The organism is Paenibacillus mobilis, assembly GCF_058267595.1.
Genome location: NZ_JBZCMS010000005.1, coordinates 96,613 through 123,495 on the forward strand (window position 1 = coordinate 96,613; position 26,883 = coordinate 123,495).

Here is a 26,883-nt window from a genome sequence, read left to right on the forward strand (position 1 = left end):
CCCTCTCAAATTTGAATGGTCTTGTCCTCGAACATGAAATCGATCAATTCTTCCACCGGAAGGGAGGCCAGGCCGATGCAAGTATCGCAGCAGCCGTAATAGATTTTAAGTTGGCCGTCCTCTACGAGATTCGCCGTCGGAAAAACAACGTTTGGAAGCACCAGTCCAAAACGTTCATAATACGCTTCAGGCTCCATGATCGGTTTCCGCGTCCTTGCAATCACCCGGCGCGGATCTTCCAGATCCAGCAGCAGGGCGCCCACCCGGTAGACGGAGCCGGCATCAACGCCGTGATAAAGCAGCAGCCAGCCGCGATCGGTTTTGACCGGCGTAGCCGACGCTCCGATTTTGGTGCCTTCCCATTCCGGATTTTCGGCCACCGCCACCAGCTCGGGAGCTGTCCATTTCTGCAAATCGTCCGAGAAGCTGATCCAGATGCCCGGCACGTCCGTGCCGAACTGCGGCCCTACATACTGCATGGGCCGCCGCAGCAGGGCAAACTGCCCGCCGATTTTTTCCGGGAACAACGCATTGTCCCTGTCGTCGATTTCGGGCGGGGTCGTGTAGCAGAGCTGGGTGAAATCCACGCCGTTCTGCGAGACGGCGATCCCTGACCGGGTAATCATCGGCTCGGCTCCGTTATCCTTCCAGCCCGGATAATGCTCCGGGTAATACCGGGGCAGCCCCGTGCCCGTCGGCCAGCAGTCGAAGCCGTAGGGCTGCAGCGCATAACACATATAATAGGTACCGTCGATGTAAACGACGCGCGCGTCCTCCACGCTGCCCTCGGGATAACCCAACATGGCTGCGGTGAATACCGGCTCTTCCGAGGCCGGCTTGAAGTTTACGCCGTCTTCGCTCTCTAGCAATCCGATTACGGTCTGGAAAGGACGGAGCGAACCCGCCGCCCGCTCATACATGTAATATTTTCCGTTTGCCTGAACCACCCCCGGATTAAATACCGCTGCCTTTCTCCAATCGGCGCCCCCGGGCACCACGATCGGATTGTTTTCGTGTCTAGTCAGCTTCATTTCCGCTTGCTCCTTTTCGTTGAATGTACACTTTTCTTAATGGAGACCCCCTGTGTCCGCAGCGTATCCCCTCTTGATCACGGCGTCTTACCCTTTGATCGCGCCGGCGGTCATGCCTTGAATGATGTTCTTATGGAAGGCCAGGTACACGGCCAGAACCGGTAAAATGGACAGCACCATCGCCGCCATTAGCGTCGTGTAATCCGACGTGTATTGGCCGTAGAAATTGGTCAAACCGACCGGAATCGTCTTGAACGCGTCATGCGTGACCAACACCAGCGCGAAAGGAAACTCGTTCCACGTATCCAGAAAAGCCAGAATAACCACCGTGGCGATCACCGGACGGCAGATCGGAAAAATAATCCGCGTCATCGTATATCTCGTCGAAGCCCCGTCGATATGGGCCGCCTGGTCCAGTTCGGCCGGAATGGTCCGGATAAAGCTTTCCATCAGGAAAATCGGCAACGGAAGCCGAATGGCGATATAAGGCAAAATCAGCGTATAAAACTTGTCATACAAGCCGATCAGCTTGAACTGCAGGTACAGCGGAACAATCAATCCGTAAACCGGAATCAGCATGCCTACGATAAAAAAGGTGTAAATCGCGTTCCTTCCCCTAAAACTGAACCGCGACAGCGCATAAGCCGTGCAGAAGGCCAGCACGACAACGGCAGCAACCGTAATCGCGCTGTTGAGCGCGCTGCTGATGAAATACTTCGACATTTCCCCTTCGACAAAAGCCTTGTAATAGTTGTGGAAGGCCAAATGCCGGGGAAGCGCCAGGGAACTCAGCATAAACTCGTCTTTCGTCTTGAGCGATGAGTAGATAATCCAGAGGATCGGAAACAGGCAGGTCAGGGAAAACAAAGCCATAATTCCGTTAAAAAGAGCGGTGCCCGACTTTTTCAGCAGCTTAAGGGTCATCATTGCTTCACCTCCGCCAGCCGCTTAAAGAGCAGCACGATGCCAAAGCTTAAAATGAACATCCCGATCGTAATGGTGCTGCCGTAGCCAAGCTGCATGCTCGTAAACGAGGTTTTGTAGGCATATTGGGCCAGCACCATGGAGCTGGTTCCCGGTCCCCCGCCGGTCATGACGTAAATATGGCTGAACACCAGCATGTTCGAGGAAATGCTCAGCATCATGACCACCTTGATCGTGTCGTAGATCAGAGGAAACGTAATGTAACGCGCTTTCTTAAAACCTGTGCACCCGTCCAGCTCGCTCGTTTCATAGATTTCCTTGGGGATGCCGTGAACCGCGGACACGAAGATCATCAAAGGGATGCCCAGGAACTGCCAGATCAGCGGGAGCGTGACGGAATAAATGACGATCTTCGGATCGTCGAGCCACGGCCGGATGACGGAGTCCAAACCCGCAACCCGGAGCAAGGCGTTCAGAATTCCGTAGTCATGGCTGTAAATCATCTGCCAGATAAAGCCGACCACAACGGCCGACAGCACCACGGGAAAAAAAATGATCGTCCGGTGCAGCTCCTTCAGCCGGATAAGCTTCGACATGAACAACGTCGTCAGCAAAAAAGCCAGCCCCATCTGAAGGATCAGCGTCAGCACCAGAATGATGACGTTGTTTTTAAAGGACTGCCAAAATAACTGGTCTTTCAGCAGCAGCTCATAGTTGTGCAGGCCGACGAATTTCTTCGTGGGTCCGCCCAGCCAGTCCGTCAAGCTGTAATAAAAAGATAAAATCAAAGGGACGATCATCACGAAGGTGTAAATGGCAAGGCTTGGAGCCAAAAGTCCGAACAGCCCAAACCTGCTTATTTTAAACGAATTTTCGCGTTGCATGGCTTCCTGCTCCTTTGCCCCGCCTGGAGGTCCAAAACCCCCAAGCGGCGCGAATTCTCTAGTCAGTTTTCCTTCTCGTATTCCGCCTGGATCTTTTTAGCCAGCTCCTCCGGCGTTACCCCGTCGATCATCAAATCCTGCAAACCGGAGTTCATCACGCTGACGACCGCCGGGCTGAGGTAAGAATCGTAGATCGGCGTAAACTGCAGGCCTGAGGAAAGCTCGCCGTATTTGACGGCCAAAGCGCTGACCTTGGACTTGTCGTAATCGCCCACTTTGTAGGCGACCGGTTCGCCTTTTTCGGCCAGGCTTTTGGCGAATTCTTCTCCGCTGATCGCCTTAAGCACCTTCGCGATGGCTTCCTTCTTGGTCTCGTAGCCTTTCACGCCGACCGCATAACCCGAGCCGGCCCCGCCCGACGTGGCCTGCGGGCTGCCTTTGCCTCCGTCGACGGAAGGAAGCACGGCTACCTCCGTGTTGTCGGCGATTTCCTTGGGAGCAGAAGCAACGGCTCCGATCGCCCAGCTGCCTTCGATGAACATCGCGGCTTTGCCGTTGTAATAAAGCGTCTTCTGCTGGTCGTTGTTGATGCTGTTCAGATCGGCGTTAAAGGCGCCTTCCTTAGCCAGATTCTGCAGCGTGGCCAGGCTTTTTACGAAATCGGGATCCGTAAATTTGGACCCTGCTTTGGTATTGATGCCGTTAAACCAGTCGGAGCCCGTGTACCGGTCGCCAAGCGCGCTGAGAATGCAGGATTCGGCCACCCACTGCTCCTTGTTGCCGAGCGCAATCGGGATGATGCCTTTTTCCTTGATCGCCGCTACAGCGCTTTCAAATTCGCTCCAGGTTTTGGGGAACGAGGTGAAGCCGGCGTCCGCCAAGATCTGTTTGTTGTAATAGACAACGGACGTAGCGAGCATCGAATATGGCACGCCGAACGTTTTTCCGCCGCTGCTTAAATCGTTGAAGGCCGAAGGCAGAAAGCCGTCTTTCCATGCCGCGTCTTCCCCCAGCATGTCGTCCAGCGGAGCTACCGTTTCGTTGCGGGCGAACATCGCCAGCTCCGAACCTTTGCTGATGAAAATATCGGGCAGATCGTTGGATGCGGCGAGCGTTTTCAGCTTCGTATAATAAGCGTTCTGATCGCCGATCGATTCTTCCTCCACGATGATGTCGGGGTTTTCCGCCTGAAACTTGGCCAGCTGCTCCCGGACCGTGATCGCGATGTTTTCGGTGCTGTCCTTGGACCATAGATTCATGAAGCTGACCTTGACCGGTTCGCCGGATGACGCGTTTGACTGGCCGCCGCTGCCCGCAGACTGCGAGGAGCCGCCCGAAGCGTTGTTTCCGTTTCCTCCGCAGCCGGCCAGCAAAGCGATGACCAGCGCAAGCGTAAGCTGAAGACCGATGATCCTCCGTGTTTTTTTGTTCATGACTGCCTCCTTGAATAGGGTTGTTAATGTTAGCCTGGCTACGGTTCTAATTGTATAGACGAGGACAGATTTTCAACAGGCAGCATTTCTACACAAATGTTGACGTTTTATTCGAATGTGCCCAAAGCGCGTGCAAAAAGCCAAAATCCCTTTGCCAAAGAAGCCGGGCGACCTTATATTTTTTATAGAAAGAGTTGTTTGGCTTTAGAGAAAACGCCGGATTGAGAGAGTAGGAGGAGTTATGTTTAAAATCCGTTTTTTCAGCCTCCAATATAAATTCCTGATTTTTTCCCTGCTGATCGTGCTGGTGCCGCTGATTCTTGTAAGCGGATTCTCGTACCTGAAATCGACGGACGTCATTGAGGAAAAGGTCAGCTTGTCCAACCTGAAAACGGTGCAGCAAATCGGGGAGAACATTAATTTCGTCTTCAGCGATATGGGCAATTCGGCTTTATATCTGTGGCAGAACAAGGATTTCATGAAATTTTTTATGATTCCGGAAACGGAAATCCACCGCTCGCGGAACTATCTGCTGGCCGCCCAGAACCAGGTCAACAATTTCGCCGTATTCCGCACGAACATCTATTCCATCTACGTCGACGGAACGAACGGTTTATCCTTCGATTCCGCAAGCAGCGCCAACCGGATCAGCCCGGCCATGAAACAGCGGTTAATCGATCTGCGCGGGGAGGGAATATGGATTGCCGACGAGGTCACGCAATACGACGGTTCGCCGCTTAAGGTCATTTCTTACGTCAAGATGCTGAAAAATATCGACGATATCGCCTCCAACCTTGCCATTATTAAAATCAACGTGGCCGAGCAGGAAATCTCCGATATTTACAAGGATCGGGTACTGAGCGCAAACAGCGATTTTTTTATTATCGACGAGCAAAAAAAGGTAATCTCCTCTCTCGATAAATCCAGAATCGGCTGGGTGCTGGAAGGCAAATACGACGACCCCCGGCTGTACCGGGAGAAAAACGGCTATTTCAAAGCCAGCATCGACGGAAGCGCTTATATCGAAACCTATTACGATCTTTCGCGGCCCGGCTGGAAGCTCGTCAACCTGGTGCCCGTGGAGGAGCTCTCCAGCGATTCCAGAATGATCCGGGACATTACCGTTTACGCCGTATTGATCTGTTTTTTCTTGTGCCTGCTTATGATCGTCCTGTTCTCGCACCGGGTGCTCAGCCCCTTGAACCGGATACGGAAGTCCATGAAGACGCTGGAAAAAGAAAACTTCAACGTCAGCATTCCGGTTAAAGGCAACGACGAAATCGCTTTGATCGGCACCACCTTCAACCGGATGTCCAAACGGCTGGGCGAGCTGATTAATGAGGTCTATACCGGGCAGATCAAACAGCAGGAGGCCGAGCTGAAGGCGCTGCAGGCGCAAATTAACCCTCATTTCCTTTATAACACGCTGGATACGATTTACTGGATGTGCCGGATGGAAAAAGCTTTTGAAAGCTCCGAGCTGGTGCAAGCGCTGTCAAAATTGTTCCGGCTCAGCCTGAACAGCGGAAACGAGTTGACCACCGTGGAGAAAGAAATCGAACACCTGCAATCCTACATTACGATTCAGAAAAAACGCTTCGAGGACAGCATCCGGTTCGAGATCGAAGTGGAGCCGGACACGCTCGACTGCCAGGTCGTCAAGCTCGTGCTGCAGCCGCTGGTCGAAAACGCCATTGCGCACGGCATTGAGAAGAAAGGCTCCGGCGGCACGATCCGCATCACGGTTGCCCCGGAAGACGGCGAGCTGGTTTACCGGATCGCCGATGACGGGAGCGGCGCCGACGAAGCGGAGATGAACGCGCTGTTGGAGCAGCCGGAGGACGGGAACCGGGGATTCGGGATCAAAAACGTCAACGACAGGATCCAGCTCAAATTCGGCTCCGGCTTCGGGATCCGTTTTCTCACTTCTCCGGGCAGCGGAATGACCGTTATTGTCCGGCAACCTATGAACCGAGGAGGACGAAATTCATGATAAAACTGCTGCTGGTGGATGACGAAGCGGTGATAAGAAGAGGTATCCGTTCCTCGATTGAATGGAGCCGATACGGGATAGAAATTGTGGGCGAGGCCGCAAACGGTGTCGAAGCGCTGGAGCAGGCCCGGCAAACCAAACCGCATGTGGTGCTTACGGATATCCGGATGCCGCTGATGGACGGGCTGGAGCTGTCGCGCCGCATCAGGAGCGAGCTGCCGGACACGCGGATCGTTATTTTGAGCGGCTATGAGGATTTTTCCTACGCCAAAGAAGCCATGAGCCTCGGCGCACAGGAATATCTGCTCAAACCGGTTGGAGCCGAGGAACTGATCGCGCTTCTCGGCCGGCTCCGGGAAGAGATTCAGCAGCACGAAGCCGCCACTCGCAGCCGCTTGTCGCTAGATTTGGCGTTCAATGAAAATTATCCGCTGATTAAATCCGACTTTGTAAACCGCCTTTTAAAGGGGCAGCTCCTGTCCCCGGAGGCGTTCCGGGAAAAAGCGGAGCAGCTCCGAATCCGGCTTTCGGGAGACCGGTTTGCCGTGCTGGCCATCGGCATCGACGATTTCGCCATGATGACCGCCGGTCAGCCGGCCGCCAAACAAGAGCTGCTGCGGTTCTCCGTTATGAACATCGCGGAGGAGCTCTTGCTCTCAAAAGCACCAGGTTTAGTCTGCTATAGCGAATTCGACCATTTGGTCGGGCTGGTCTGCGAGGACGGGATGACTCCCGTGCTTATAGACAGCATAGGCAAAGACATTCAGCATGGCGTGAAAAAATACTTAAAGCTGTCCGTCTCCATCGGCATCGGTTCCATCCGCCGAAACCTGGCGGAGCTTGGAGCCAGCTACGCCGAAGCTTATTCCGCCCTGAAGCTGAAGCTGTACCGGGGCAAGGACAGCCTGATCCATTACCAGCAGAGACCCGAAGCCGCCTCCGGTTCGCAAACCGTGCTGTACCCGTCCGATGAAGAAAAAGCAATCGTAAACTGCCTCAAAACGCTGGATTTGGCGGGTCTGCAAGCCGCGCTGGACCCTATCTTCGACCGTTTCCAGGAGGCACAGGCCGACGAGCAGAAAATAAAGGGCATCTGCGGCAGGCTGATTCTCATTTCGGCCAGCGGGGTCGAAGAAATGGGCATGGACATCAGCCAAGTGATCGGCGCGTCGTTTAATCCGTATCAGGAGATGGAGAAGCTGGATACGCTGAAGGATCTGCACAGCTGGGTGAGCGGTTTGTTTGGACGCCTCGGCGAGCTTGTGCAGGATAACCGGAACCGGAAATTCAAAGGAATCATCGCTACGGCCCTGCGCTACATCGAAGACAACTACGAACGGGAGATGAATCTGGCCTGCGTGGCCGAGGCCGTTTATGTAACGCCCAATTATTTGAGCCGGATCTTCAAAGAGGAAATGGGCATCAATTTCGTGGAATGGCTCAACCGGTTCCGCATCGAAAAAGCCAAATCGCTGCTCACCGAGCCGGGTGCCAAAACCTATTCGGTCGCCGAAAAGGTAGGTTATAAGGACTACCGCTATTTCTCGCAAATGTTTAAACGGTTTGTGGGCTGCTCGCCCAAAGAATTTAAAGATATCCGGGCGCAGCGGCAGTCCCTGCCTTTTTAGCTTGAGCCTTCTTCCAGCAGGAGCAGGCGGCGGTCGGCAAAGCTGGCAAAGCTGGCAAGGCTGAAGCTTACCAAACCGGGCCAAAGCCAAGACCAGGGCCATGGCCGAAGCCAGCCGCAAAGCTGTTCAGCCGCCGCCCCTGCTTATTTAAATGCCATCGCGGCCTGAACGGCTTTTTTCCAGCCGCTGTACAAAGCTTCCCGCTCCTCCTGCGGCATTGCCGGTTCATATCGCTGCGCCAGCTTCGATTTGCTGCAGATTTCCTCGCGGCCGCTCCAGAAGCCGACGGCCAGGCCGGCGAGATACGCCGCGCCAAGCGCCGTCGTTTCGCTGATTTCCGGCACCTCGACCGGCACATCCAGCAGTCCGCTGAGAAACTCCATCAGGAAGCGGTTGGCCACCGCCCCGCCGTCGGCGCGCAGCGTCGGCACCTCGATGCCTGAATCCTGCTCCATCGCTTGCAGGATGTCTTTCGTTTGGTACACAAGCGATTCCAGCGTCGCGCGGATAAAATGCTCCTTGCTGGTGCCGCGCGTCAAACCAAACACGGCGCCCCGGACGTCGCTGTCCCAATAAGGGCTGCCCAGTCCAACAAAAGCCGGCACCACGTACACGCCTTCCGTAGAGGCAACTCTCTGCGCATACGTCTCGCTGTCCTTGGCCGATTTGATCATCCGCAGCCCGTCGCGCAGCCACTGCACCGCAGAACCCGCCACAAAAATGCTGCCCTCCAGCGCATATTCCACTTTGCCGTTTATTCCCCAGGCAATAGAGGTGATGAGGCCGTGTTCCGAGTCCACGGGTCTGCTGCCGGTGTTCATCAGCATAAAACAGCCCGTGCCGTAGGTCGTTTTGACCATGCCTTCTTCATAACAGGTTTGGCCAAACAAAGCCGCCTGCTGGTCTCCCGCCGCCCCCGCGATCGGCACCCTGGCGCCGAAGAAATGATATTCCACCGTGTGGGCATAAATCTCGGAGGACGAGCGGACCTTCGGCAGCATCGCTTTCGGAATGTCCAAAATTTCGAGCAGCTCCTCATCCCAGCCCAGCTCGTGAATGTTGTACATCAGCGTGCGCGAAGCGTTCGAGTAGTCGGTCACATGAGCAAGACCGCCGGACAGCTTCCAGATCAGCCAGGAATCGACGGTGCCGAACAGCAGCTCCCCGCGTTCCGCCCGCTCCCTTGCGCCTTCGACGTGATCCAGAATCCATTTCACTTTGGTGCCGGAGAAATAAGGATCGATAAGCAGGCCTGTTTTTTGATGAAAAAGCTCCTGCAGCTCCCGCCGTTTCAAATCCTCGCAAATCTCCGACGTTTGCCGGGACTGCCAGACGATCGCGTTGTAGATGGGGATGCCGGTATTTTTATCCCAGACGACAGCGGTTTCCCGCTGGTTGGTGATCCCGATGCCGCTGACGTCCGCAGCCTTCACGCCCGACTCCGACAAACAAGAGGCAATCACCGCCAAAATGGAACCCCAGATTTCATTGGCATTTTGCTCCACCCAACCCGGCTTTGGAAAATATTGCGGGAACTCGTGCTGCGCCGAATGCACCATCCGTCCTTCCCTGTCGAATAAAATAGCCCGCGAGCTGGTCGTGCCTTGATCCAGAGCCATGATATATTGCCCCATTATCCGTTCCTCCCCGTCCTCTTGGATGAGTTTTACCCCTTTATATAGTTATAGTAAGAGAAAGCCGCGGATTTGTAAAAAAAGTCACACCAGCTCGAGCGGCTTCGCTTTTTTGCTTCTGCAGCCTCCTTGAGCAAATAAAAAACCCCGCAACGCGGGGCATGAGAAATTTTACTCCAAAGCTTGTACAAATAAGGGCCGGTACCTCTCCTTAATCCCGGTCCGTCAGTCTCCTGCGCCAAGGCGTTCCCAGCTTCGGCAGCGCCCAGCGGTCAAGCCCGTACCAGCCGGCCACCTTCCAAGCCATGACGAGCCAGGTCGCCAGCACGAACAAAATCGGATTGGTGCTGAGCGTACCGGCGAACAAATAGCTGACATTCATTACTCCGCCAAAGAAAGCGGCAATGCCGGTCAATAAACCTACAATCAATCCGATCCCGACAAGCACTTCACCAAATGCAACCAGATAGGAAAAAACTTTGGCATTCGGCAGCACAAACTCCCTCAGAAAGGAGGCGTACCATCCGGTCACGTCTGCATGTTCGCCGCCCGCCTGGGCTTTGGTCAGCGCCCCCTGCAGAAAACCCGACAACCCGGTTCCGGCCTTGGAGCCGACCCAGGCATCTGAATTCACTTTCTCCCAGCCTGCCGACAGCCATTCATAACCGACGTATAAACGGATAATTAGCCAGATCCAGGCGGAACGCGTGCTGGAGAACAGGAAACGCGACACCGGATTTTCCGGAACAATGATTTCTTTCCCGTACAAATTTCCAGGGTCAAGGGATTTATTCATAAGTCATCTCTCCTTTCAATGCTTCTTTTCATTATCGGGCGGGACATACTCTTTTATACCGTCAGACCCGAAAATGTCCTTATTTTCCTATTGTACCCTTTCCAATATTTTCTGACATCATAAAATAATAAATTTCGCTTTTTCTCGCAGAGGGATTGACGAGATACAAAGGTCTGAATATGATAGATTTATCACTTTGCGATTGATAATCATTATCAACTAAATGACATAAAGGAGCATGAATATGAATTTTCGTTATTCTTTAGGGATTACGGCTTTAGCCGCCGTATTAATGGCTTCCGGCTGTTCCAGCAACAGCCAGAACGGCCCAGCGGAAACGGACGCTTCCTCCAATTCTGCCAATACTGCCAATGCCGCCGGAACGGAAGCTTCCGCCTCCTCCGCTTCAGCCGACGGCTCTGCGGCGGATTCCACGTCAGCCTCCGGCGGCGTCGACTTAACCCCGGCAATCGACAGCTACCGGGCTTACGTTATTCAGGAAACGGACGCGCTTGTGAAGGATACAGGCGCTTTTGTGGATGCCGTCAACAGCGGGAAAATCGAGGAAGCCAAAAAGCTTTACGCCCCTGCCAGAATGCATTATGAACGGATCGAACCGATTGCCGAAGCACTGGGCGATCTGGATCCCAACATCGATGCCCGCGACGGGGACGTGGATCCTGCCGAATGGCGCGGCTTCCATCGCCTGGAGAAAGCCCTGTGGGCAGACAAAACGACCGACGGCACCCAGGAATTTGCCGACCGTCTGCTGAGCGATACCAAGCTGCTGCGCGCCAAGGTCGAAACGGTCGACATCGACCCTTCCCTGCTCGTTACCGGAGCGGTTGAGCTTCTGAACGAAGTCTCCACTTCAAAGGTAACCGGGGAAGAAGACCGCTATTCCCGGACCGACCTCTACGATTTTGCCGCTAACGTGGAAGGCGCGCAAAAAATTTACGAACTGCTGAAGCCAAGCCTGGCAGACAAAGACGCGGAGCTGAGCCAAAAAATCGACAGCAGCTTCAAAACGCTGCAGGATGAGCTGAATGCCTATGCCAAAGACGGCGGTTATGTCTCTTACGATGTGCTGAAAGAAGACGAAGTGCGTAAATTGAGCCAAAACCTGGACGCGCTGGCCGAGCCGCTGTCTCAAATGGGAACTTTGCTGGGAGTGTAAACGAATGAAGAAAAAAGAAGCGCAATCTTCCATAAATCATAACGAAACCGGGACGCCTGCCAAGGCGCCCGGTTCTCTGCTGAATAAGCCCGTAAGCCGGCGGGACGTGCTGAAAATGGCCGGCGTCGGCGGCCTCGGCCTCCTGCTTGGCGGCGGGGCCGCCGGAGCGATCTTTAGCGGGACGCAGGCTGCGGCCCGCCGCAAAAAGGTGCTGAACGCCGGAAGTGCGGACGGGGAGCGGTACTCTTTTTACGGCAGCCATCAGGCAGGCATTATAACGCCTTCGCAAAACTTTATGTGTTTCGCAGCTTTTGACCTAACCACCTCCAAGCTGGAGGATGTGCGGGAGCTGTTCAGAAAATGGACGGCCGCAGCCGCAGACATGACGCAAGGGACGATGCTCGGCGACGGGCCCTCCAATACCAATCCGAATCTGCCTCCCGCCGATACCGGGGAAGCGGCGGGATTAACCCCTTCCAAAACGACCCTTACTTTCGGCGCCGGCCCTTCCTTGTTTGACGGCCGGTTTGGCCTGGCAGGCAAACGGCCGGCCGCTTTCCCGGATCTGCCGAATTTCCGCGGCGACGCGCTGCAGCCGGAATGGTGCGGCGGGGATCTCGGCGTCCAGGTCTGCGCGGACGATCTGCAGGTGGCGTTCCATGCGGTGCGCAACCTGGCCCGGATCGCCCGGGGCACGGCCGTGCTGCGCTGGACGCAGGAAGGTTTCCAGCGGACGATGGCTGCCGAACCGGCCGGGGGCACGCCGCGGAACCTGATGGGATTTAAAGACGGGACGGGCAATCCGGACGTAAACGACAGCGCCCTGATGGAACGGGTGGTATGGGCTCAACCGGGTGACGGGGCCCCCTGGATGGCCGGCGGAAGTTATATGGTCGTGAGACGGATCCGGATGCGGCTTGAGATCTGGGACCGGTCTACCCTGGACGATCAGCAGCAGACGTTTGGCCGTTACCGGGACAGCGGGGCTCCGCTCGGCGCCCATGATGAATTTGATCCGCTCGATTTTAATGCCAAAGATGCTTCAGGCAAACCGGCTATTCCCGTGGATGCCCATTCCCGGCTCGCGCATATGGACGGAAACACCAAACTCCTGCGCCGCGCTTACTCCTATTCCAGCGGCCTGGATGCCAAAACGGGACAGCTGGATGCGGGATTGTTTTTTGTCTGTTTCCAGCGGGACGTCCGGAAGCAATTTATCGCCATGCAGAAGATTTTGGCGGCCAGCGACAAGCTGAACGAATATATCTCCCATATTGGAAGCGCAAGTTTCGCCTGCTTCCCCGGCGTTCCGGAGGGCGGCTATATCGGACAACAGCTGCTCTAACCAAAAGCCGGGAATAGACGACAGAAAGAAGGACGTCTTATGGAACAAATAACTCAAAGGAAACATACGTACCGGCATCCGCGGACAAAAAATAGAGGCGCAATCGCCAAGCGGTTTTCCTGCGCCGGATTTGCGGCGGCTTTGCTGGCTGCCGCCTTATGGTTACCAGGCGGCGCAGCCGTGGTGTTTGCGGAATCGGAGACGATGGCGACGGCTGCGGCCAGTGCCGGACAGTCAGAGCAAGCCACGGCAGCGGCCGCAGTTGTCACCTCTGCTACAACAGGACAGCCGGATCAGACAGCGGCGGACGATTTGCTGCCGCTGGTCGGCGGGGCTTTGGTCGCGGCGGGAAGCGGGGATTGGGCGGAAGCGGCGGACGAGCTGGCCGGATTCCAAGCGGCCTGGCGGGGAATCTCCTCCCCGAAGGACGTGGACAGCCGTATCCGCTCGGAAGCGGCCGCGGCGGAACATGCGATTTCCGCCAAAGACAAGGACAGTGCGAACCAAGCGTTATCGACTTTGGCTAAAGACGTAAATACCTTTACGGATTCAGCGGGAGGCGCAGCAGACGGGGGCAGCGGCAGCACAAGCGGAGCCGCCACTGCGGATGCAGGCAAACAGTCCGCCGGGGATCTGCTCATCTTAAGCCGGAAGGTGGGCGACGATTTGCAGCAAGCGGACCTCGAAGCGGCCAAACGGGATTACAAAGCCGTAACAAGCGGCTGGACCCGGCTGGAGAACCCGATCCGCCAGGCGCATTTCGGGCTTTACAGCAAGCTCGAAACCAAAATGAGCCTGATCCGCGTCGCGCTGCAGGCCGAACCGGCCAAAGCCGATCAGGCGGCCTCCGAGCTGAGCGAAATGAACGCGATGCTGCAGGATTACCTGGACGGCAAGCTGGATAACGAGCCGGCGGAGAGCCCGGACGCCGGGGGCAAGGTTTCGCTTAGCGATGCAGTTGCCTTGCTGCAGGAAGCCTCGACCCGGATCGATGCGGACGATTCAAACGGGGCCCAGGAGAAGCTGAACCTCTTTATCGAGATGTGGCCCTCCGTTGAAGGCGAGGTCTCCATCTCCTCCCCGTCCGCTTATCAGAATACGGAGAACCGGATGACGGAAGCTCTGGGTTACCTGGCTTCGGCTCCTCCGAATACCGTTAAAGCCAAAACGGTCATCGGGCAAATGCTGGACGAGCTGAAGCCGATTTCCGAGGTGACGGCCTACAGCGCCTGGGACGCCGCGCTTGTCATGCTGCGGGAAGGCCTTGAGGCCATCCTGGTCGTCGCGGCTTTGCTGGCGTTTGCCAAGCGGGCGGACAATAAACCGGCCCGGACATTCATCTGGTCCGGCGCTTTGACCGGGCTTGTGCTCAGCGGCCTGCTGGCCCTGCTGCTTACCTTTGCCGTCTCCCGCGCCGCCTCCGGCAGCACGCGGGAGCTGACCGAAGGCATCACGGGCCTGTTCGCGGTCGTCATGATGCTGACCATCGGTGCCTGGCTCCATGGCAAATCAAGCGCCAACGCCTGGAACGATTACATTTCCAGACAGGTCGGCGGCGCGATTGCCCGCGGCAGCTTGTGGTCGCTGTTTGTCCTTTCCGGGCTCGCTATTTTGCGCGAAGGAGCGGAGACTGCGATCTTTTACATCGGAATGGCCCCTTCCATCACTCCGGGTCAGCTGGTTCTGGGCATTGCCGGCGCCCTGGCCGGACTTGTGGTGCTGGGTTACGTCCTCATCCGGTTCAGCGGCTGGCTGCCGATCCGTCCTTTTTTCCTGACGGCTACCGTGCTGATCTATTATCTGGTGATCCGGTTCCTCGGCGAAAGCCTGCATGCCCTGCAGATCGCCGGCAAATTGCCGGCCCACAGTCAAAGCGGCCTTCCGACCATAGGCTGGCTGGGCGTTTACCCGACTTGGGAGACGTTTATTCCGCAGGGTCTGCTGCTGGCGGGAATTCTTGTTTCCTTTATATACCGCCCGGGAAAAAAGAAAACCGACGCCGGCAAAAAAACGGCGGCCGGTTAATCAATGCAAAACAAAAAATCCCCTTTGGTATTCGGCTGCAGGTCCGTCTCCGACGTTCCTGTCCGCTGCCTACCTGAGGGGATCTTTATTTTTGAAGCCAAGGCGGTTTCTCCATCACCGAAAACTTCTCGACGATCGTGACCAGGCTCTCCACTTCCGACATTTCCAGCTGTTTCAAATACCATTTCACAATCCGGATCGATTTCTCGCGGCCTTCCTCCATCGCCCGGTTGCCGTATTCCGTCAGGGAAACCAAAACGGCCCTGCGGTCCTCCTTGTCATGCCGGCGCTCCACAAACCCGTTCTGCACCAGTCTGTCCAGCATTACGGTGATGGCGCTCGGCTTAACGTCAAGGGCCTCGGCGAGATCGCTGACCTTGCAAAGTCCTTTGCGGTAAATGTAAATCAGCATGTGGAACTGCGGACCGGTCAGTCCAAGCTCCTTATGCCTCATAATGTCGTTTTCAATTTGCTTAAACGTTTTTGTCCAGCCGTTTTGCAGCCGTTCAATATAGTGGTCCAGATCCATCTCCACGGGTCTGCCCCCTCTCTGCCGCTGTTCGCTTTCCAAGCCATCCACCAACAACCTTCACTATAAATTTAACCTAACTAACCGGATATCTCAATGCTTCCTTTAATATCCGTGCTCTCAGCTCCTATTATTCGACAAAAAACCTGTTTTGCCCGCTTGCATCCGCGACGAAAATCAACTAAGATGTAATCGAAATTATTTTCATGAAGTTCATTGTAATTATAAAAATTATTTTCCGAATGTAAAATGAGAAGGTGATTGATATTCCGACCGTTTCTACGCCAATACTACATGCCGTACAAGAACATCTGCAGCAGCTGTCCCAGCAGGAGCGCCGGATCGGCGAGCATATTTTGGCTTTCCCGTCCGCGGTCATCCATTTGGGGATTACGGAGCTGGCGGAGCAATGCGGAGTCAGCCCTTCCACGGTAACCCGGTTCTGCAAAGCTTTTCATTTTAAGGGTTATCCGGATTTTAAAATGAAGCTGGCCAGCGAGCTGGCCCAAAAGCCGGCGCATAACGCTTACCAGGACGTCATCGCCGGAAACGACCTGCAGACGATAGCTTCAGCCATGGAGGCCAACCACGTCGCTTCGATCACCGATACCACCAGGCTGCTGGATATTCAGCAGCTGCAGAAAGCGGTTGAAGCGCTTTGCCGGGCGGGACGGATCGATCTTTACGGTGTCGCCACCTCGTCCATCGTAGCCCAGGATTTTTACCAAAAGCTGATCCGGATCGGCAAAAACAGCACCGCATTTGCAGATTCCCATATGCAAATTACGTCGGCTTCCAGCCTTAAGGAAGGGGACGTTGCTATCGCCGTCTCCTATTCCGGCGAAACGCCGGAAACGATAGCCGCCTTAAAATGCGCCAAAGACAGCGGCGCTACCGCGATTTGCCTGACTCATTACGGAAGCAGCACGCTGGCCTCCCTGGCGGATATTCCGCTGTTCTCCTCCTCGCTCGAGGAAGGGATGCGCCGCGGCGATATGGCCTCCCGGATTGCCCAGCTCCATATCATCGATATTTTGTTCATGGGCATGGTCAGCTCCGGTTTTGAAGATTTCGTTCCCAAGCTTGAACATTCTTATCACAATGTGCGCAGTTACCGCTAACCAATTGGAGGAATTTTAAGATGCCAAACATCATTAAAGCGCAAAACGAAGATCAGTTTAACGACATCGGGGCAGGTATTGTCGCCAGCCTTCTGCAAAGCAATCCGAAAGCCCTGCTGGGCTTGGCAACGGGCAGCTCGCCCGTAGGCGTGTATGGACGCCTGGTCGAGCTTTACAAGGAAGGCTCCGTCAGCTTCGCGCAGGCGCAAAGCTACAACCTTGACGAATACGTCGGTCTCCCGGACGATCACCCGGAAAGCTACCGCCGGTTTATGAATGAAAAGCTGTTTAACCATGTCGATATCCGGCTGGAAAATACCCACGTTCCGATGGGCTCCTCGCCCGATCCGAAGCAAGCTGCCGCTGCATATACGGAGTTGCTGCAAAAAGCCGGACGTGTGGACCTGCAGATCCTCGGTGTCGGATTAAACGGCCATATCGGCTTTAATGAACCCGGGGCTGAACTGGAAGGCTTCACGCATGTCGTGACGCTTGATGAAAGCACACGCCGGGCGAATGCCCGCTTCTTCTCTTCCATCGACGAAGTGCCTACGCAGGCCATAACCATGGGCATCGCTTCCATCCTGCATGCCAAACAAATTCTGCTGCTGGTCAGAGGCGCCGAGAAAGCCGAGGTTATTGCACGCGCTCTTCAAGGTCCCGTAACCACCCATTGTCCGGCATCCTTGCTGCAGCTGCACCCTAACGTCATTGTGCTGGTAGACCAGGAAGCGGGGCGTCTGCTTTGATGAGCCGATCTTTTGTTATTACCCATGGCCAGGTCGTTACGCCAACCGGGATCATTAAGGATGGAGCGGTAGCCGTGCGGGACGGCGTCATTACGTTTGTCGGCGCCGCTTCGGCACTGGCCCATACTTTAGCCTCGTATCCGGAAACCGTGGATGCGCAGGGCCAATACATTCTGCCCGGCTTTATCGACGTTCATGTCCACGGCGGAGTTCATCACGATTTCACCGGCGCGGACCAGCAGGGAATTGAAGCGATTACCCGGTTTCACTGCTCCCAGGGCACAACGGCCATGCTGGCTACGTCCATGACGGCGCCGCGCGGCGTGCTGGATCAGGTTCTGGACGAAGTCCATACGTTTATGTCCGGCGAAATGCCTTATGCCCAGCTGGAAGGCGTACACCTGGAAGGGCCGTTTATCAGCCCCAAATGGCCGGGCGCCCAAAATCCGGAGCATATCGTCAACCCGAACCGGACCTGGATTGAAGAATGGGAGGCCCGTTATCCGGGACTCATCAAACAAGTGACCTTCGCTCCGGAACGCGACGGAGCGCTTGAACTGATCACCTATCTCCGTGAACGCGGCATTGTAGCCGCGGCTGGACATACGGATGCTACCTACGAAGAAATGATGACGGCGGCGGATGCCGGGCTGCATCATGCCGTTCATACTTTTAACGCCATGACGCCTATGCATCACCGCAAGCCGGGCGTTGCCGGCGCGCTTCTGAGCTCGCCGAAGCTGAGCGCGGAAATTATCGCGGACGGCATTCATGTGCACCCTGCGGTGATTTCCGTGCTGGCAGCGGTAAAAAACAACCACAATCTGGTGCTGATTACCGATGCCATGTCGGCAGCGGGACTAGGAAACGGCGACTACATGATCGGCGATCTGCCTGTGGTCATGAAAGACGGCGTATGTACGCTTAGAGACAGCGAAGGAACTCTGGCAGGCAGTACCTTGACGATGATCCGGGGGTTCCGGTTCCTCGTACAGGAAGTCGGTCTCAGCATCGAGCGGGCCTCCGAAGCGGCCAGCGGCAATCCGGCAAGGCTGATTCGGATCAGCGACCGTACGGGCTCGATCGAAACGGGTAAACAAGCCGACTTGCTGTTAGTCGATGAGAAGCTGGAGCTTCAGTCGGTTTGGGTAAAAGGCTTGGAACGCAATTGAGCTAATTCGTCCTTTGACGAGTTAACAGGTATAAAAAGAGCATTCCGCATCGCTTCAGCGAATGGAATGCTCTTTTTTTGCCATGCTAAAGATTAGCGGTTAGGGTTCATATCAAAACGGTCGGTACGATTAGGGGTGTTGAAAACACCGGTATTCCCGGTATGGGTATTGGTCAGGTTTCTCAAACGTTCCGGGAACAGGCTGTCGATCATGCCAGCCAAATCATCGGTTACATTCCGCGCGCCGTTCGTCAGCGGATTGTTGCCCAGAGTCATGCCTCCGTCACGGCCGTTTACGCCGTTTGTGCCATTGATGCCGTTCGTACCGTTAGTTCCGCTTGTGCCGTTTGTGCTTAAATTGCTCATGCGGTTTACGAAATCGGAGTTATCCGAAATATAAACCTGCTTGATTTGCGGAGCGGAGCGTTTCACGGTACGTTCGATTTCACTCCGAACGTCGGCAGGAATCGCACTGGCATTGCCGGCTGTGCCGTAAGTGGAGAAACCTCTTCCGGCAGCGGTGCCGTGAGGCAGGTTATCCGACTGGGCCCCCATTCCTCCGCCGAGTCTGGTTCCGTCATAAATGGTGCCCGGATTTGGGTTGGCGCCTCCGCTAACGTTGCTTGTAAAGTCCAGGCCGCGGGCAGAACCTACAGCGCCGTTTGGACGGTAATCGCTGCCCCCTGGATTAATGCCTTGTCCCATCGAACGGCCCAGGGAAGATGTACGTCCCGTTACGTTGCCGGTTCCCATAGCGCCTGGACCCTGCATGCCGTTCATGCGGCTAGGCACGCTCATTTCATTAACCGAACCTGTTGCATTGCCGGAAGCACGGGTTCCTCCCATCGAAGGATTCACGTTGTTCAAGTTGACGGCTACAAATGCTTCATCTCCGGAGGTCATGACATGGGCGGAACGAACGCTTCCGAGTTCCGTAACTTTTTTACTCAGCACCTGGCTGTATTTCATGTTTTTCAGGTTATCGCGGGCCTGGTCGTAAGCATTGACATTCAAACGGTGGGCCGTCTGATTTTTTACGCCTTGCGTACCAACCTTATGGTTTTGGCCGCATCCGGTAAGGCCGACCATACCGACGACAAGAGCTGCTGACAAAGATAAACCCAAAGTTTTTGACGCTCGCATAAATGGTTATTCCCCTTCCATTAAGCATAATGAGTGACAGGTATAGAATGACCTTTATAAAGGCCGCATATCCAGAAAGAATTTAGCATTTGCCCGGCACATGACCACACCTTGGCAGACGCCTTTACGTACCCTATAGAAGCTTGTTAACCGTCAAATTCCAAGGGTTAGAGGTGAAGGGGCCGTTGAAAATATTGTTTACCTTCTTCATTCCAAGCGGCGGGGTGGAAACGTTGAACCGCATGCGCAGCCGGGTTTTGCGCCAGCATGGCGTCGAAGCCCATCTGCTGTATAATCAGGCCGGAACGGGCCTGCAAAATATTTCCGATATTCCCGTTTTTATCACCAACTCGGATGCGGAACTTAGCGCCATTCTGAACCAGCAGCAGTATGACGCCGCCATCGTGACCTCGGATTTCACCATGGCTTACCGCCTGCGTCAAGCCGGATTTATAAAACCTATCCTTTTTGAAGGCCAAGGGTTCGGCATGTGGAAGGACTCTTATTTAACTGTTCTGGAAGCTGAGCCCTTTATCCGGAGGTATACCAATGGCATTCTGATGCCCCCGACCGCTCATTTGGCCGAATTGTTCGATCTGCTCTGCCCGGGCGTGCCGAGATTCGTGATTCCGAACATGATTGATCTGAGCCGTTTTCAGAGGCTCGATGTACCGGTTCCCGCAAATCCGATCATCGCTTGGATCGGCAGACTTGAACCCAACAAAAACTGGTCGGAGTTTCTGTTTATCTGCTACGGGCTGCTTCAGCAAAAACCGGAGCTGCAAATCCGGATGTACACGGATGAGACGCTCGCCACCCCTGGGGAACGCAACGCTTTCGGCGAACTGGTCCAGCAGTTGAATATGACCCGCAGCCTCCACTGCCTGAACAGCGTGCCGAACGATCAGATGCCTTACCATTATTCGCTGATCGCCTCCTCGGGCGGCATGGTCATTTCCACCTCCAAAATGGAAGGGTTCGGCTATGCGGTCGGAGAAGCCATGGCCTGCCGCTGTCCGGTGCTGAGCACGGATTCGGACGGCGTCCGCGCTTTTATCCTTCCGGATGTGACCGGCCTTTTCTATCCGCTTGGCGATATCGCTTCCGCTATCGGGAAAGCTCATCGTCTGATGGAGGATAAAACGCTTCGCGAACAGCTGTCCGAAGCCGGATACCATCATCTTCAGGCGAATTTGTCGCCGGACGTTTATGCCGCTTCTTTGATCCGGACGCTTCAAGCACTAGGAAGCTAAGGAGACGGCTGGCTTTAAGGAATAAGGACTGAAGCTGAATTCTTAGTTGAAATTCTGATTCATCTGCGCAAAATAAAAAGCATCCCGTTTTTGGCGGGATGCTCTTTATTTTGTTAAGAAGCCGTCCATTCCACGTTCAGTTCGTTCCACATGCCCAGAATTTCTCCGTCCTGATCCCGGAACACTATACGGATCGAAGCATGCGTCAAAACATTTATGCTTGTCGTGATGATCAGCTGCATCGGCTCGTAAATTCCCATGTTCCGGATATGCATTACGGAACCGCGCTCGTGGCATGGAGCTACGCCCGATACAAACTGGAAAAGGGGAGTCCCGTTAACCAGCCCTAAAATGCAGGCATCGAAAGGTTCGACCCCATTGTTGGCCACAACGGCATCAATCAGATAAATCGGGCTGGCAAAAGGAGCCGTGGATCTTCCGATAACCGTCTGAAAACGCGCCACCCGAAACACCCCTTTCTCAGCTTGTTCGGGTCAGCAGCACTTCAACCGCATGCTCAAATGCGGCGGTGCTTTTGTCCCAGGTAAATTTATAGGAGTCGGCTTCGCCCGTAGCGGCAAGCTGCGAACGCAGCACCGGGTCTACGATAAGGCGAATAAGGTCTTCCCCGAGCCGGTTCTCGTACCGGTAGGACATCAGGCAATTCACCTCGGGACGGCAGTATTCCGTATCTCCGCCCGAATACAAGGTGACCAGGGCGGCGCCGCAGCGCATCGCCTCAAGTCCGGGCAGCCCTCCTGCATCGTAAACGCTTGAGCTGACAAAGATATCCGCCGTATTGTAGAGGTATCTCAGTTCCGTGTCATCCGAAGGGGTTGATATCTGGAATAGGCCGTTTGCGCCCAGCTGCTGAAGCTCCGGCGATTCCGCATATTCCGCAGGTGGACAAATCAGTTGGATGACAACGTCCGGGTACAGATTTTTGACCCTGGCCAGCTCATACAGCAAATATTCCTGATCCCTGTGCCAGGAGAAGCTTGGGGAAGACTTGCGGACAACCGCGGAAATGCGAAGGCCCGGCGCAAGCTGGTTCCGGAACTTCATATTATAGAAAAAGCTGCTGATCCCCACAGGCACGATCATTCCGCCGACGCCGTGAATCAACTGGATCAGCTGCTGCTGCCAGCGCGATAAAACCAGCAGATGTTCGGTCATGGAATAGGTGGGAAAAGAGGCAAAATTGTCGCTTAGAAAAACCGGCTCATAACATAAGGCCAGCCGGATATGCAGCCCTTTGCCCTGGGCGCTGGCTTCCGTCGACACCGGCACGGTTGTAAAAAAATTAGAGACGATCACGTCAGCGTAAGGAAAATCCTCCGCCTTCAGCACGCTTCTTTCCACGCGCAGCACCCTGGATGATATCGCGTATTCAATCGCGCCCTGCACCGGCATCACAATCGTAACCTCATGACCTTTTGACGAGAGCCAGTTCGTCAGTTCGGCGATCATCCGCTGCGCCCCTCCCTGGCATAAAGTCAATATAGGAAAAGTAAAACGCATCTTAAGCCCCCTCCTCCGATCGATTAACGCTCTAATGGATGCCTTCATCTTTAATGATTTTGTAGGCAAGCAGGGCATCCACCGGCGGCGCACCTTCACCGAAAGCGGCCCGGAATGAAGCGTTTCTTGCGTTGTGAAAACCTTTAAGCACGATTACCCTGTATCCGCGCGCCATAAATTCCTCAGGTTCCCAGCCGCTTTGATGGGTCTGAAACTTCTCGCCGTTCAGTCCGTAGTTATCCAGGCTTTCCTGCGGGAAAAAACCTCTTGGCGTAAAAATGATTACCCGCTGGCGGGCAATCTTCTCCGCCGCATCCAGCACCTGGAACGCCTCCCGTTTGGAAAGATGCTCCAAGGAGTCAATCAGCGCTACGGCATCAAGCGACCGCGGCATCAGCAGCGAACCGATGTCGCGGGCATTGGCCACGATCGGCAGCACGTAAGCCGGCGTCTTGCGCAGATGCTCCAGATAAGGCCGGTGAATATCCAAAGCTACAATGATATTACAGTCGTAATGGTCCCACAGGAGTCCCAATCCGCAGCCGACATCCAGCACGGATTGGCAGTAACGGAACTGCTGCCGGAGCAGCGTGATGAAATTGGCGTTATGAACTTCCGTATAATGGTTCAAGCTATCCTCTCCTTTCGCCGTTTTGCTTAGCGCAGCCCGCCGCTGCGCCAATAAGCAACAATATCGTCAACCGATTGCTCCCAGGAGACGGACGGCTTAAATCCCAGCTTCATCAGCTCTTCTGGCCCTTGGGCTTCCTCTTCCGCAGGCATTTGAGCCCCCTGTCCTTCCTCTATCGTCAAGGGAACCCGGGCCAGGCTGCTGAAGCTGTCCGCGGTTTCGCGCAGCGTGCGTTCCTTGCCCGAGCATATCGGGTAAATAACGCCGCTTTGTCCATGCTTGAGCAAAAGCTCGTAAGCCCTGACCGCATCCCTTACATCCAGAAAATCCCGCCGTTCGTAAGCCGAAGACAACCGGAACGGGCGGCCTGTATAGGTTTGCTCTTCAGCAGCTATGTGCTTTGCCAGCAAAGCGCATATTCCGGTCGAAGGCCCGGGGCCGATCAGATTTCCCGGCTCGCCGATGATGACGTCCTGGCTGAACAGCATTCCCCAGCACAGGGCCGCCATGCCGCCGAGCGATTTGCTTAGTCCGTAAGGGTGATTGGGAAGCGGATGATCGTTTAATTGAAAGCGCAGGCGGGAATGAGCCAAAACGACTCTGCTTTTTTTTCCGCTCTTCCGGAGTGCTTCAAGCAGATAGAATACACCCATGATATTGGTTTCCATATAATCGATAGGCTGCTCCCAAGACTGCTTGACGGCGTTTTTGCCGCCCAGATGCAGCACATGATCCGCCCGGGCTTCTTCGACAAGCCTCTGTACGGCTCCGTAATCCTTCAGGTCGCACACCACGTACCTGACGCCCGGTATGGCCTCAAGTCCCTCCATACTCCGCACAGCGCCGACGACCTTGTAACCCGTCCGGGCAAAATGCTTGCAGGCGTGGCGGCCGGTAAACCCGGCCGCCCCCGTAATGAGAATCGTTTCTGTTGTCTCTTTTAATTCTTTTAATTCTTTTGATTCTTTTGTTTCTTTATCCATGCTGCTTCATCCACTCTGCAAGCTCGGTCAGCATAACCTCATAGCCCGGCAGCCGAAAATTGACGTCGCTTCGGGTGGATACAAGCGTGCGGTCAAGCACGGTATCCTCCTCCGGCAAAATCTCCACGTCCTGTTTGTTCCAGATCTCCTGCATCAGCTTCAGCAAATCATGTTTGCTGACCTTCTGCGGATGGGCCAAATGAATCAGCCCCGATAGCGGGGCGTCCAGCACCTCTTCAACCGCCTTCGCAAGCTGCAGCGTAGTAACCCCATTCCAGAGCACCTTCCGGTAGCCGTAAACCCTGCCGGTCTGGCTCATGAACCATTCCATCAATCCAATGCCCCCGCTGCGGATTTCCGGTCCGATGATCGAGGTGCGGATGGTCAGATGGCCTTCCGCTTTCACTTCTCCCAGCGCTTTGGTCAAGGCGTATTTTGAAATGCCGTCCGGCTGATCCTGTTCGGTATAAGAACCGCGGTCGCCCAAAAATACGCAGTCCGTGCTGATATGGATCAGCCTTGCGCCGTAGCGGTCCGCCGCCCGCCGGAGACGATGCGGCAGCAGACCGTTAATTTCATAGGCGCCGACCACGTCGCGGTCCGCAAACTGGTTCAGCACACCGACCGCGTTGATGATCACGTTCGGACGAACCAAAGCAACCGCCTGCTCCACGGCCGAAGGGTCCTGCACATCGAGCAGGATGGCTTCGGGATCACGGGCATCTCGCGTGGTATAGAAGACATGATGAACGGCGGATTCGCGGAAATACTGCACGAGCACATGCCCGGCCATTCCGTTTCCTCCGAAAATTAACAGTTTCATTCCAGGAAGCCCCCTCGGACGAGGATCTCCTTGATCTCCTTTTTGTCCATCAGATTTTTATCCGAGCTGAAGCTGCTGAAGGAAACAAGCGGGTAGGATTTGTAGCGGTCTTTTAAGTCTGGAATTTCCAGGGTAGGCAAAATGACGAGATATTCGTCGTCGTAAACGACCGTGGTTTGGCTTTCGAAATCGCTCATCAGAATTTCATGGATTTTTTCACCCGGGCGTGTACCGGTTTCGATAATTTCCACGTTTTCCCGGCCCGAAGCCTCGATCAGCACTTCGGCAAGATCCACGATGCGGCAGGTCGGCATGGTCATGACGAAAATTTCCCCGCCTACGCTCTCCACGGAGGCTTTGAACAGCAGCTTGATGGCATCCGGAAGCGTCAGGAAGAAACGAGTCATGTTCATATCGGTGATGCGAACCTGGCCTTTGTTTTGAATTTGGTTCATAAACAGGTGAACGACGCTTCCGTTCGTCCCCAGCACGTTGCCGCCGCGTACGCAGACAAACTGCGTTTCGGAAGGAAGCAGATTCGCGTATACGATCAGCTTTTCACCGATCGCTTTGGTCATGCCGTAGAAGTTTGAAGGATTGGCCGCTTTGTCCGTCGAGATATAGATCACTTTTTTGACCCGGTTCTCAACCGCGGCTTCTATAACGTTTTGAGTGCCTACGACATTTGTTTTCAGCGCTTCATACGGCTGGTCTTCGCAAACCGGCACATGCTTCAGCGCGGCAAGATGGAATACGTAATCGACGTTTTTGCAGGCGGCCGTTAAGGCTTCTTTGTCCCGGATGTCGCCGATTCTGAAGGTGAGTCTGTGGTCTTCGAAAGCCCGGCTCATCGCCACCTGGGTGGATTCGCTGCGGGAATAGATGATGATTTCTTTAGGGTTTTGCGGCAAAAGCTGCTTGATCAGTTCGTATCCCCAGGAACCGGTACCGCCTGTCACCAAAATTACCTGATTATTAAACATGCGTTTTCCCTCCAAGCAAATATTTGACGACTTTCTGCGATACATGCTCGGTCAAATACCCGCCGGGCACTTCCCAGTCCGTATCGCTTTCCGTCATGATCCGCACCGCGTCTGCGATGGAACGGGCGTTTAAGCCGGACACGATGTTGCTGCCGCAGTCCACCGTTTCCGGACGCTCCGTCGTCTTGCGCAGGGTTACGGTAGGAACGTGCATAATGCAGCATTCCTCCTGCACGGTTCCACTGTCCGTCAATGCACATTTGGCATGGCGTTCCAGCTTCACGAAGTCAAAGAAGCCAAAGGGCTCATGAAATTGCACCAGCTCATGCATGGGCAGGCTGAAGCCGCTGCCCATTTTGGAACGGGTCCGCGGATGCAGGCTGCAGATCAGGGGCAGGCCGTACTCCTCGGCTACGGCATTAAGGCCTTTCATGATTTCGAGCAGATGCTCCGGCCGGTCCACGTTCTCCGCACGATGGGTTGTCACCAGGAAATACTCTCCAGGGGCAAGACCCAGCCGGTCCAGAATATCGCTGGATTCGACCTGCGGTTCAAAATGCCGCATCACTTCATAAATCGGATTGCCGGTCAGCACTATGCGTGGGCCGGGCACGCCTTCCCGGATTAAATGCTGTTTGCTTTGTTCGGTATAAGGCATATTGATGCTGGAGATGGCGTCGATCACCTTGCGGTTTTTCTCCTCCGGAACCTCCAGGTCAAAGCAGCGGTTCCCCGCTTCCATGTGAATGACCGGGATCCCCATCCGCTCGGCCAGAACCGCGCACAGCGCGCTGTTGGTATCGCCGAGCAGCAGCACCTTGTCGGGGCGTTCCTTCTGCAAAATCCCCTCCATCCCCGCGAACATCGCGGCAAGCTGCTCGCCGAGCGAAGCCTGCCGGTCCTGCAGTACGTAATCGGGGTTCCTCAGGCCCAGCTCGGTGAAAAAGACGCCGCTCAGCGAGGCCGTGAAATTTTGGCCGGTATGAACAAGGATGTGCCGGTCGGCAAAACGGTCCAGGAGCGGAATGATCAAACTGAGACGGATAATTTCAGGACGCGTCCCCAGGATCGTCATTATTTTCATCATGTCAACTCCTTTGTGTTAG

24 protein-coding genes are annotated in these 26,883 nt (G+C 55.0%); 9 read left to right on the plus strand and 15 right to left on the minus strand.

Features of this window, described 5'->3' with window-relative positions:
* Positions 1–5: 5 nt before the first annotated feature.
* The 4 genes from AC3ZPD_RS11280 to AC3ZPD_RS11295 all read right to left on the minus strand — a co-directional run bounded on the left by AC3ZPD_RS11280 (position 6) and on the right by AC3ZPD_RS11295 (position 4,272).
* Positions 6–1,031, minus strand: coding sequence for a glycoside hydrolase family 130 protein (locus AC3ZPD_RS11280; protein ID WP_490984394.1), 1,026 nt, complete (start codon positions 1,029–1,031; stop codon positions 6–8).
* 87 nt (positions 1,032–1,118) lie between these two features.
* Entirely contained in the window at positions 1,119–1,958 is an 840-nt protein-coding gene (locus tag AC3ZPD_RS11285; protein WP_490984395.1) for a carbohydrate ABC transporter permease, read from the minus strand.
* On the minus strand, positions 1,955–2,839 hold the full coding sequence (locus AC3ZPD_RS11290; RefSeq protein WP_490984396.1) for a carbohydrate ABC transporter permease: 885 nt from the start codon (positions 2,837–2,839) through the stop codon (positions 1,955–1,957). Before AC3ZPD_RS11290 ends, AC3ZPD_RS11285 begins: the two co-directional genes overlap by 4 nt.
* 62 nt (positions 2,840–2,901) lie before the next feature.
* Complete coding sequence (locus AC3ZPD_RS11295; RefSeq protein ID WP_490984397.1) at positions 2,902–4,272, minus strand: extracellular solute-binding protein; 1,371 nt, start codon at positions 4,270–4,272, stop codon at positions 2,902–2,904.
* Positions 4,273–4,513: 241 nt separating this feature from the next.
* On the opposite strand from AC3ZPD_RS11295, the gene AC3ZPD_RS11300 reads away from it, so the two are divergent.
* Both AC3ZPD_RS11300 and AC3ZPD_RS11305 read left to right on the plus strand, forming a co-directional pair.
* The gene (locus AC3ZPD_RS11300) at positions 4,514–6,265 is read left to right on the plus strand and encodes a sensor histidine kinase (RefSeq protein WP_490984398.1); all 1,752 of its coding nucleotides are present in this window, start codon (positions 4,514–4,516) and stop codon (positions 6,263–6,265) included.
* Positions 6,262–7,893, plus strand: a complete 1,632-nt coding sequence (locus AC3ZPD_RS11305) for a response regulator (protein ID WP_490984399.1) — start codon at positions 6,262–6,264, stop codon at positions 7,891–7,893. The genes AC3ZPD_RS11300 and AC3ZPD_RS11305 overlap by 4 nt, the downstream gene beginning before the upstream one ends.
* Before the next feature lie 143 nt (positions 7,894–8,036).
* Here the strand turns inward: AC3ZPD_RS11305 and glpK are convergent, their stop codons facing one another.
* Together glpK and AC3ZPD_RS11315 are read right to left on the minus strand one after the other, a co-directional pair.
* Positions 8,037–9,527: a glycerol kinase GlpK gene (gene glpK, locus AC3ZPD_RS11310; RefSeq protein ID WP_490984400.1), complete on the minus strand. Its 1,491-nt coding sequence runs from the start codon at positions 9,525–9,527 to the stop codon at positions 8,037–8,039.
* A 211-nt stretch (positions 9,528–9,738) separates the two neighbouring features.
* Entirely contained in the window at positions 9,739–10,323 is a 585-nt protein-coding gene (locus tag AC3ZPD_RS11315) for a DoxX family protein (RefSeq protein ID WP_490984401.1), read from the minus strand.
* A gap of 244 nt (positions 10,324–10,567) precedes the next feature.
* Here AC3ZPD_RS11315 and efeO point away from each other — a divergent pair, with 244 nt between their 5' ends.
* The 3 genes from efeO to AC3ZPD_RS11330 are packed head-to-tail and all read left to right on the plus strand — an operon-like array spanning position 10,568 to position 14,870.
* Positions 10,568–11,500, plus strand: a complete 933-nt coding sequence (gene efeO / locus AC3ZPD_RS11320; protein ID WP_490984402.1) for an iron uptake system protein EfeO — start codon at positions 10,568–10,570, stop codon at positions 11,498–11,500.
* Between the two features lie 4 nt (positions 11,501–11,504).
* Complete coding sequence (efeB, locus tag AC3ZPD_RS11325) at positions 11,505–12,845, plus strand: iron uptake transporter deferrochelatase/peroxidase subunit (protein WP_490984403.1); 1,341 nt, start codon at positions 11,505–11,507, stop codon at positions 12,843–12,845.
* Between the two features lie 39 nt (positions 12,846–12,884).
* Positions 12,885–14,870, plus strand: a complete 1,986-nt coding sequence (locus AC3ZPD_RS11330; RefSeq protein WP_490984404.1) for an FTR1 family iron permease — start codon at positions 12,885–12,887, stop codon at positions 14,868–14,870.
* Between the two features lie 85 nt (positions 14,871–14,955).
* On the opposite strand, the gene AC3ZPD_RS11335 is transcribed toward AC3ZPD_RS11330, so the two are convergent.
* A complete protein-coding gene (locus tag AC3ZPD_RS11335) occupies positions 14,956–15,399 on the minus strand; it encodes a MarR family winged helix-turn-helix transcriptional regulator (protein ID WP_490984607.1) in 444 nt (147 codons plus the stop codon).
* Positions 15,400–15,656: 257 nt separating this feature from the next.
* Between AC3ZPD_RS11335 and AC3ZPD_RS11340 the strand changes: the two genes are divergently transcribed.
* Genes AC3ZPD_RS11340 through nagA form a run of 3 tightly spaced genes read left to right on the plus strand, consistent with a single transcriptional unit; the run spans position 15,657 to position 18,441 of the window.
* Positions 15,657–16,520, plus strand: a complete 864-nt coding sequence (locus AC3ZPD_RS11340; protein ID WP_490984405.1) for a MurR/RpiR family transcriptional regulator — start codon at positions 15,657–15,659, stop codon at positions 16,518–16,520.
* Between the two features lie 20 nt (positions 16,521–16,540).
* Positions 16,541–17,269, plus strand: coding sequence for a glucosamine-6-phosphate deaminase (gene nagB / locus AC3ZPD_RS11345; RefSeq protein WP_490984406.1), 729 nt, complete (start codon positions 16,541–16,543; stop codon positions 17,267–17,269).
* Entirely contained in the window at positions 17,269–18,441 is a 1,173-nt protein-coding gene (gene nagA / locus AC3ZPD_RS11350; protein WP_490984407.1) for an N-acetylglucosamine-6-phosphate deacetylase, read from the plus strand. The genes nagB and nagA overlap by 1 nt, the downstream gene beginning before the upstream one ends.
* A gap of 92 nt (positions 18,442–18,533) precedes the next feature.
* On the opposite strand, the gene AC3ZPD_RS11355 is transcribed toward nagA, so the two are convergent.
* Positions 18,534–19,583 (minus strand): YhcN/YlaJ family sporulation lipoprotein, encoded by a 1,050-nt coding sequence (locus AC3ZPD_RS11355; RefSeq protein WP_490984408.1) that lies wholly within the window; start codon positions 19,581–19,583, stop codon positions 18,534–18,536.
* Positions 19,584–19,768: 185 nt separating this feature from the next.
* On the opposite strand from AC3ZPD_RS11355, the gene AC3ZPD_RS11360 reads away from it, so the two are divergent.
* On the plus strand, positions 19,769–20,836 hold the full coding sequence (locus AC3ZPD_RS11360) for a glycosyltransferase family 4 protein (RefSeq protein WP_490984409.1): 1,068 nt from the start codon (positions 19,769–19,771) through the stop codon (positions 20,834–20,836).
* Positions 20,837–20,949: 113 nt separating this feature from the next.
* On the opposite strand, the gene AC3ZPD_RS11365 is transcribed toward AC3ZPD_RS11360, so the two are convergent.
* The 7 genes from AC3ZPD_RS11365 to wecB are packed head-to-tail and all read right to left on the minus strand — an operon-like array spanning position 20,950 to position 26,861.
* Positions 20,950–21,300 carry a hypothetical protein gene (locus AC3ZPD_RS11365; RefSeq protein ID WP_490984410.1) on the minus strand — a complete coding sequence of 117 codons (351 nt, stop codon included), beginning with the start codon at positions 21,298–21,300 and terminating at the stop codon, positions 20,950–20,952.
* Positions 21,301–21,316: 16 nt separating this feature from the next.
* Positions 21,317–22,357 (minus strand): glycosyltransferase family 4 protein, encoded by a 1,041-nt coding sequence (locus tag AC3ZPD_RS11370; RefSeq protein ID WP_490984411.1) that lies wholly within the window; start codon positions 22,355–22,357, stop codon positions 21,317–21,319.
* Positions 22,358–22,388: 31 nt separating this feature from the next.
* Positions 22,389–22,988, minus strand: a complete 600-nt coding sequence (locus tag AC3ZPD_RS11375; RefSeq protein WP_490984412.1) for a class I SAM-dependent methyltransferase — start codon at positions 22,986–22,988, stop codon at positions 22,389–22,391.
* A gap of 26 nt (positions 22,989–23,014) precedes the next feature.
* Entirely contained in the window at positions 23,015–23,971 is a 957-nt protein-coding gene (locus AC3ZPD_RS11380; protein WP_490984413.1) for an NAD-dependent epimerase/dehydratase family protein, read from the minus strand.
* Complete coding sequence (locus tag AC3ZPD_RS11385) at positions 23,964–24,794, minus strand: dTDP-4-dehydrorhamnose reductase family protein (protein WP_490984414.1); 831 nt, start codon at positions 24,792–24,794, stop codon at positions 23,964–23,966. The genes AC3ZPD_RS11380 and AC3ZPD_RS11385 overlap by 8 nt, the downstream gene beginning before the upstream one ends.
* Complete coding sequence (locus AC3ZPD_RS11390) at positions 24,791–25,777, minus strand: polysaccharide biosynthesis protein (protein WP_490984415.1); 987 nt, start codon at positions 25,775–25,777, stop codon at positions 24,791–24,793. The genes AC3ZPD_RS11385 and AC3ZPD_RS11390 overlap by 4 nt, the downstream gene beginning before the upstream one ends.
* Positions 25,770–26,861, minus strand: a complete 1,092-nt coding sequence (gene wecB, locus AC3ZPD_RS11395; protein ID WP_490984608.1) for a non-hydrolyzing UDP-N-acetylglucosamine 2-epimerase — start codon at positions 26,859–26,861, stop codon at positions 25,770–25,772. Before wecB ends, AC3ZPD_RS11390 begins: the two co-directional genes overlap by 8 nt.
* Positions 26,862–26,883: the final 22 nt, after the last annotated feature.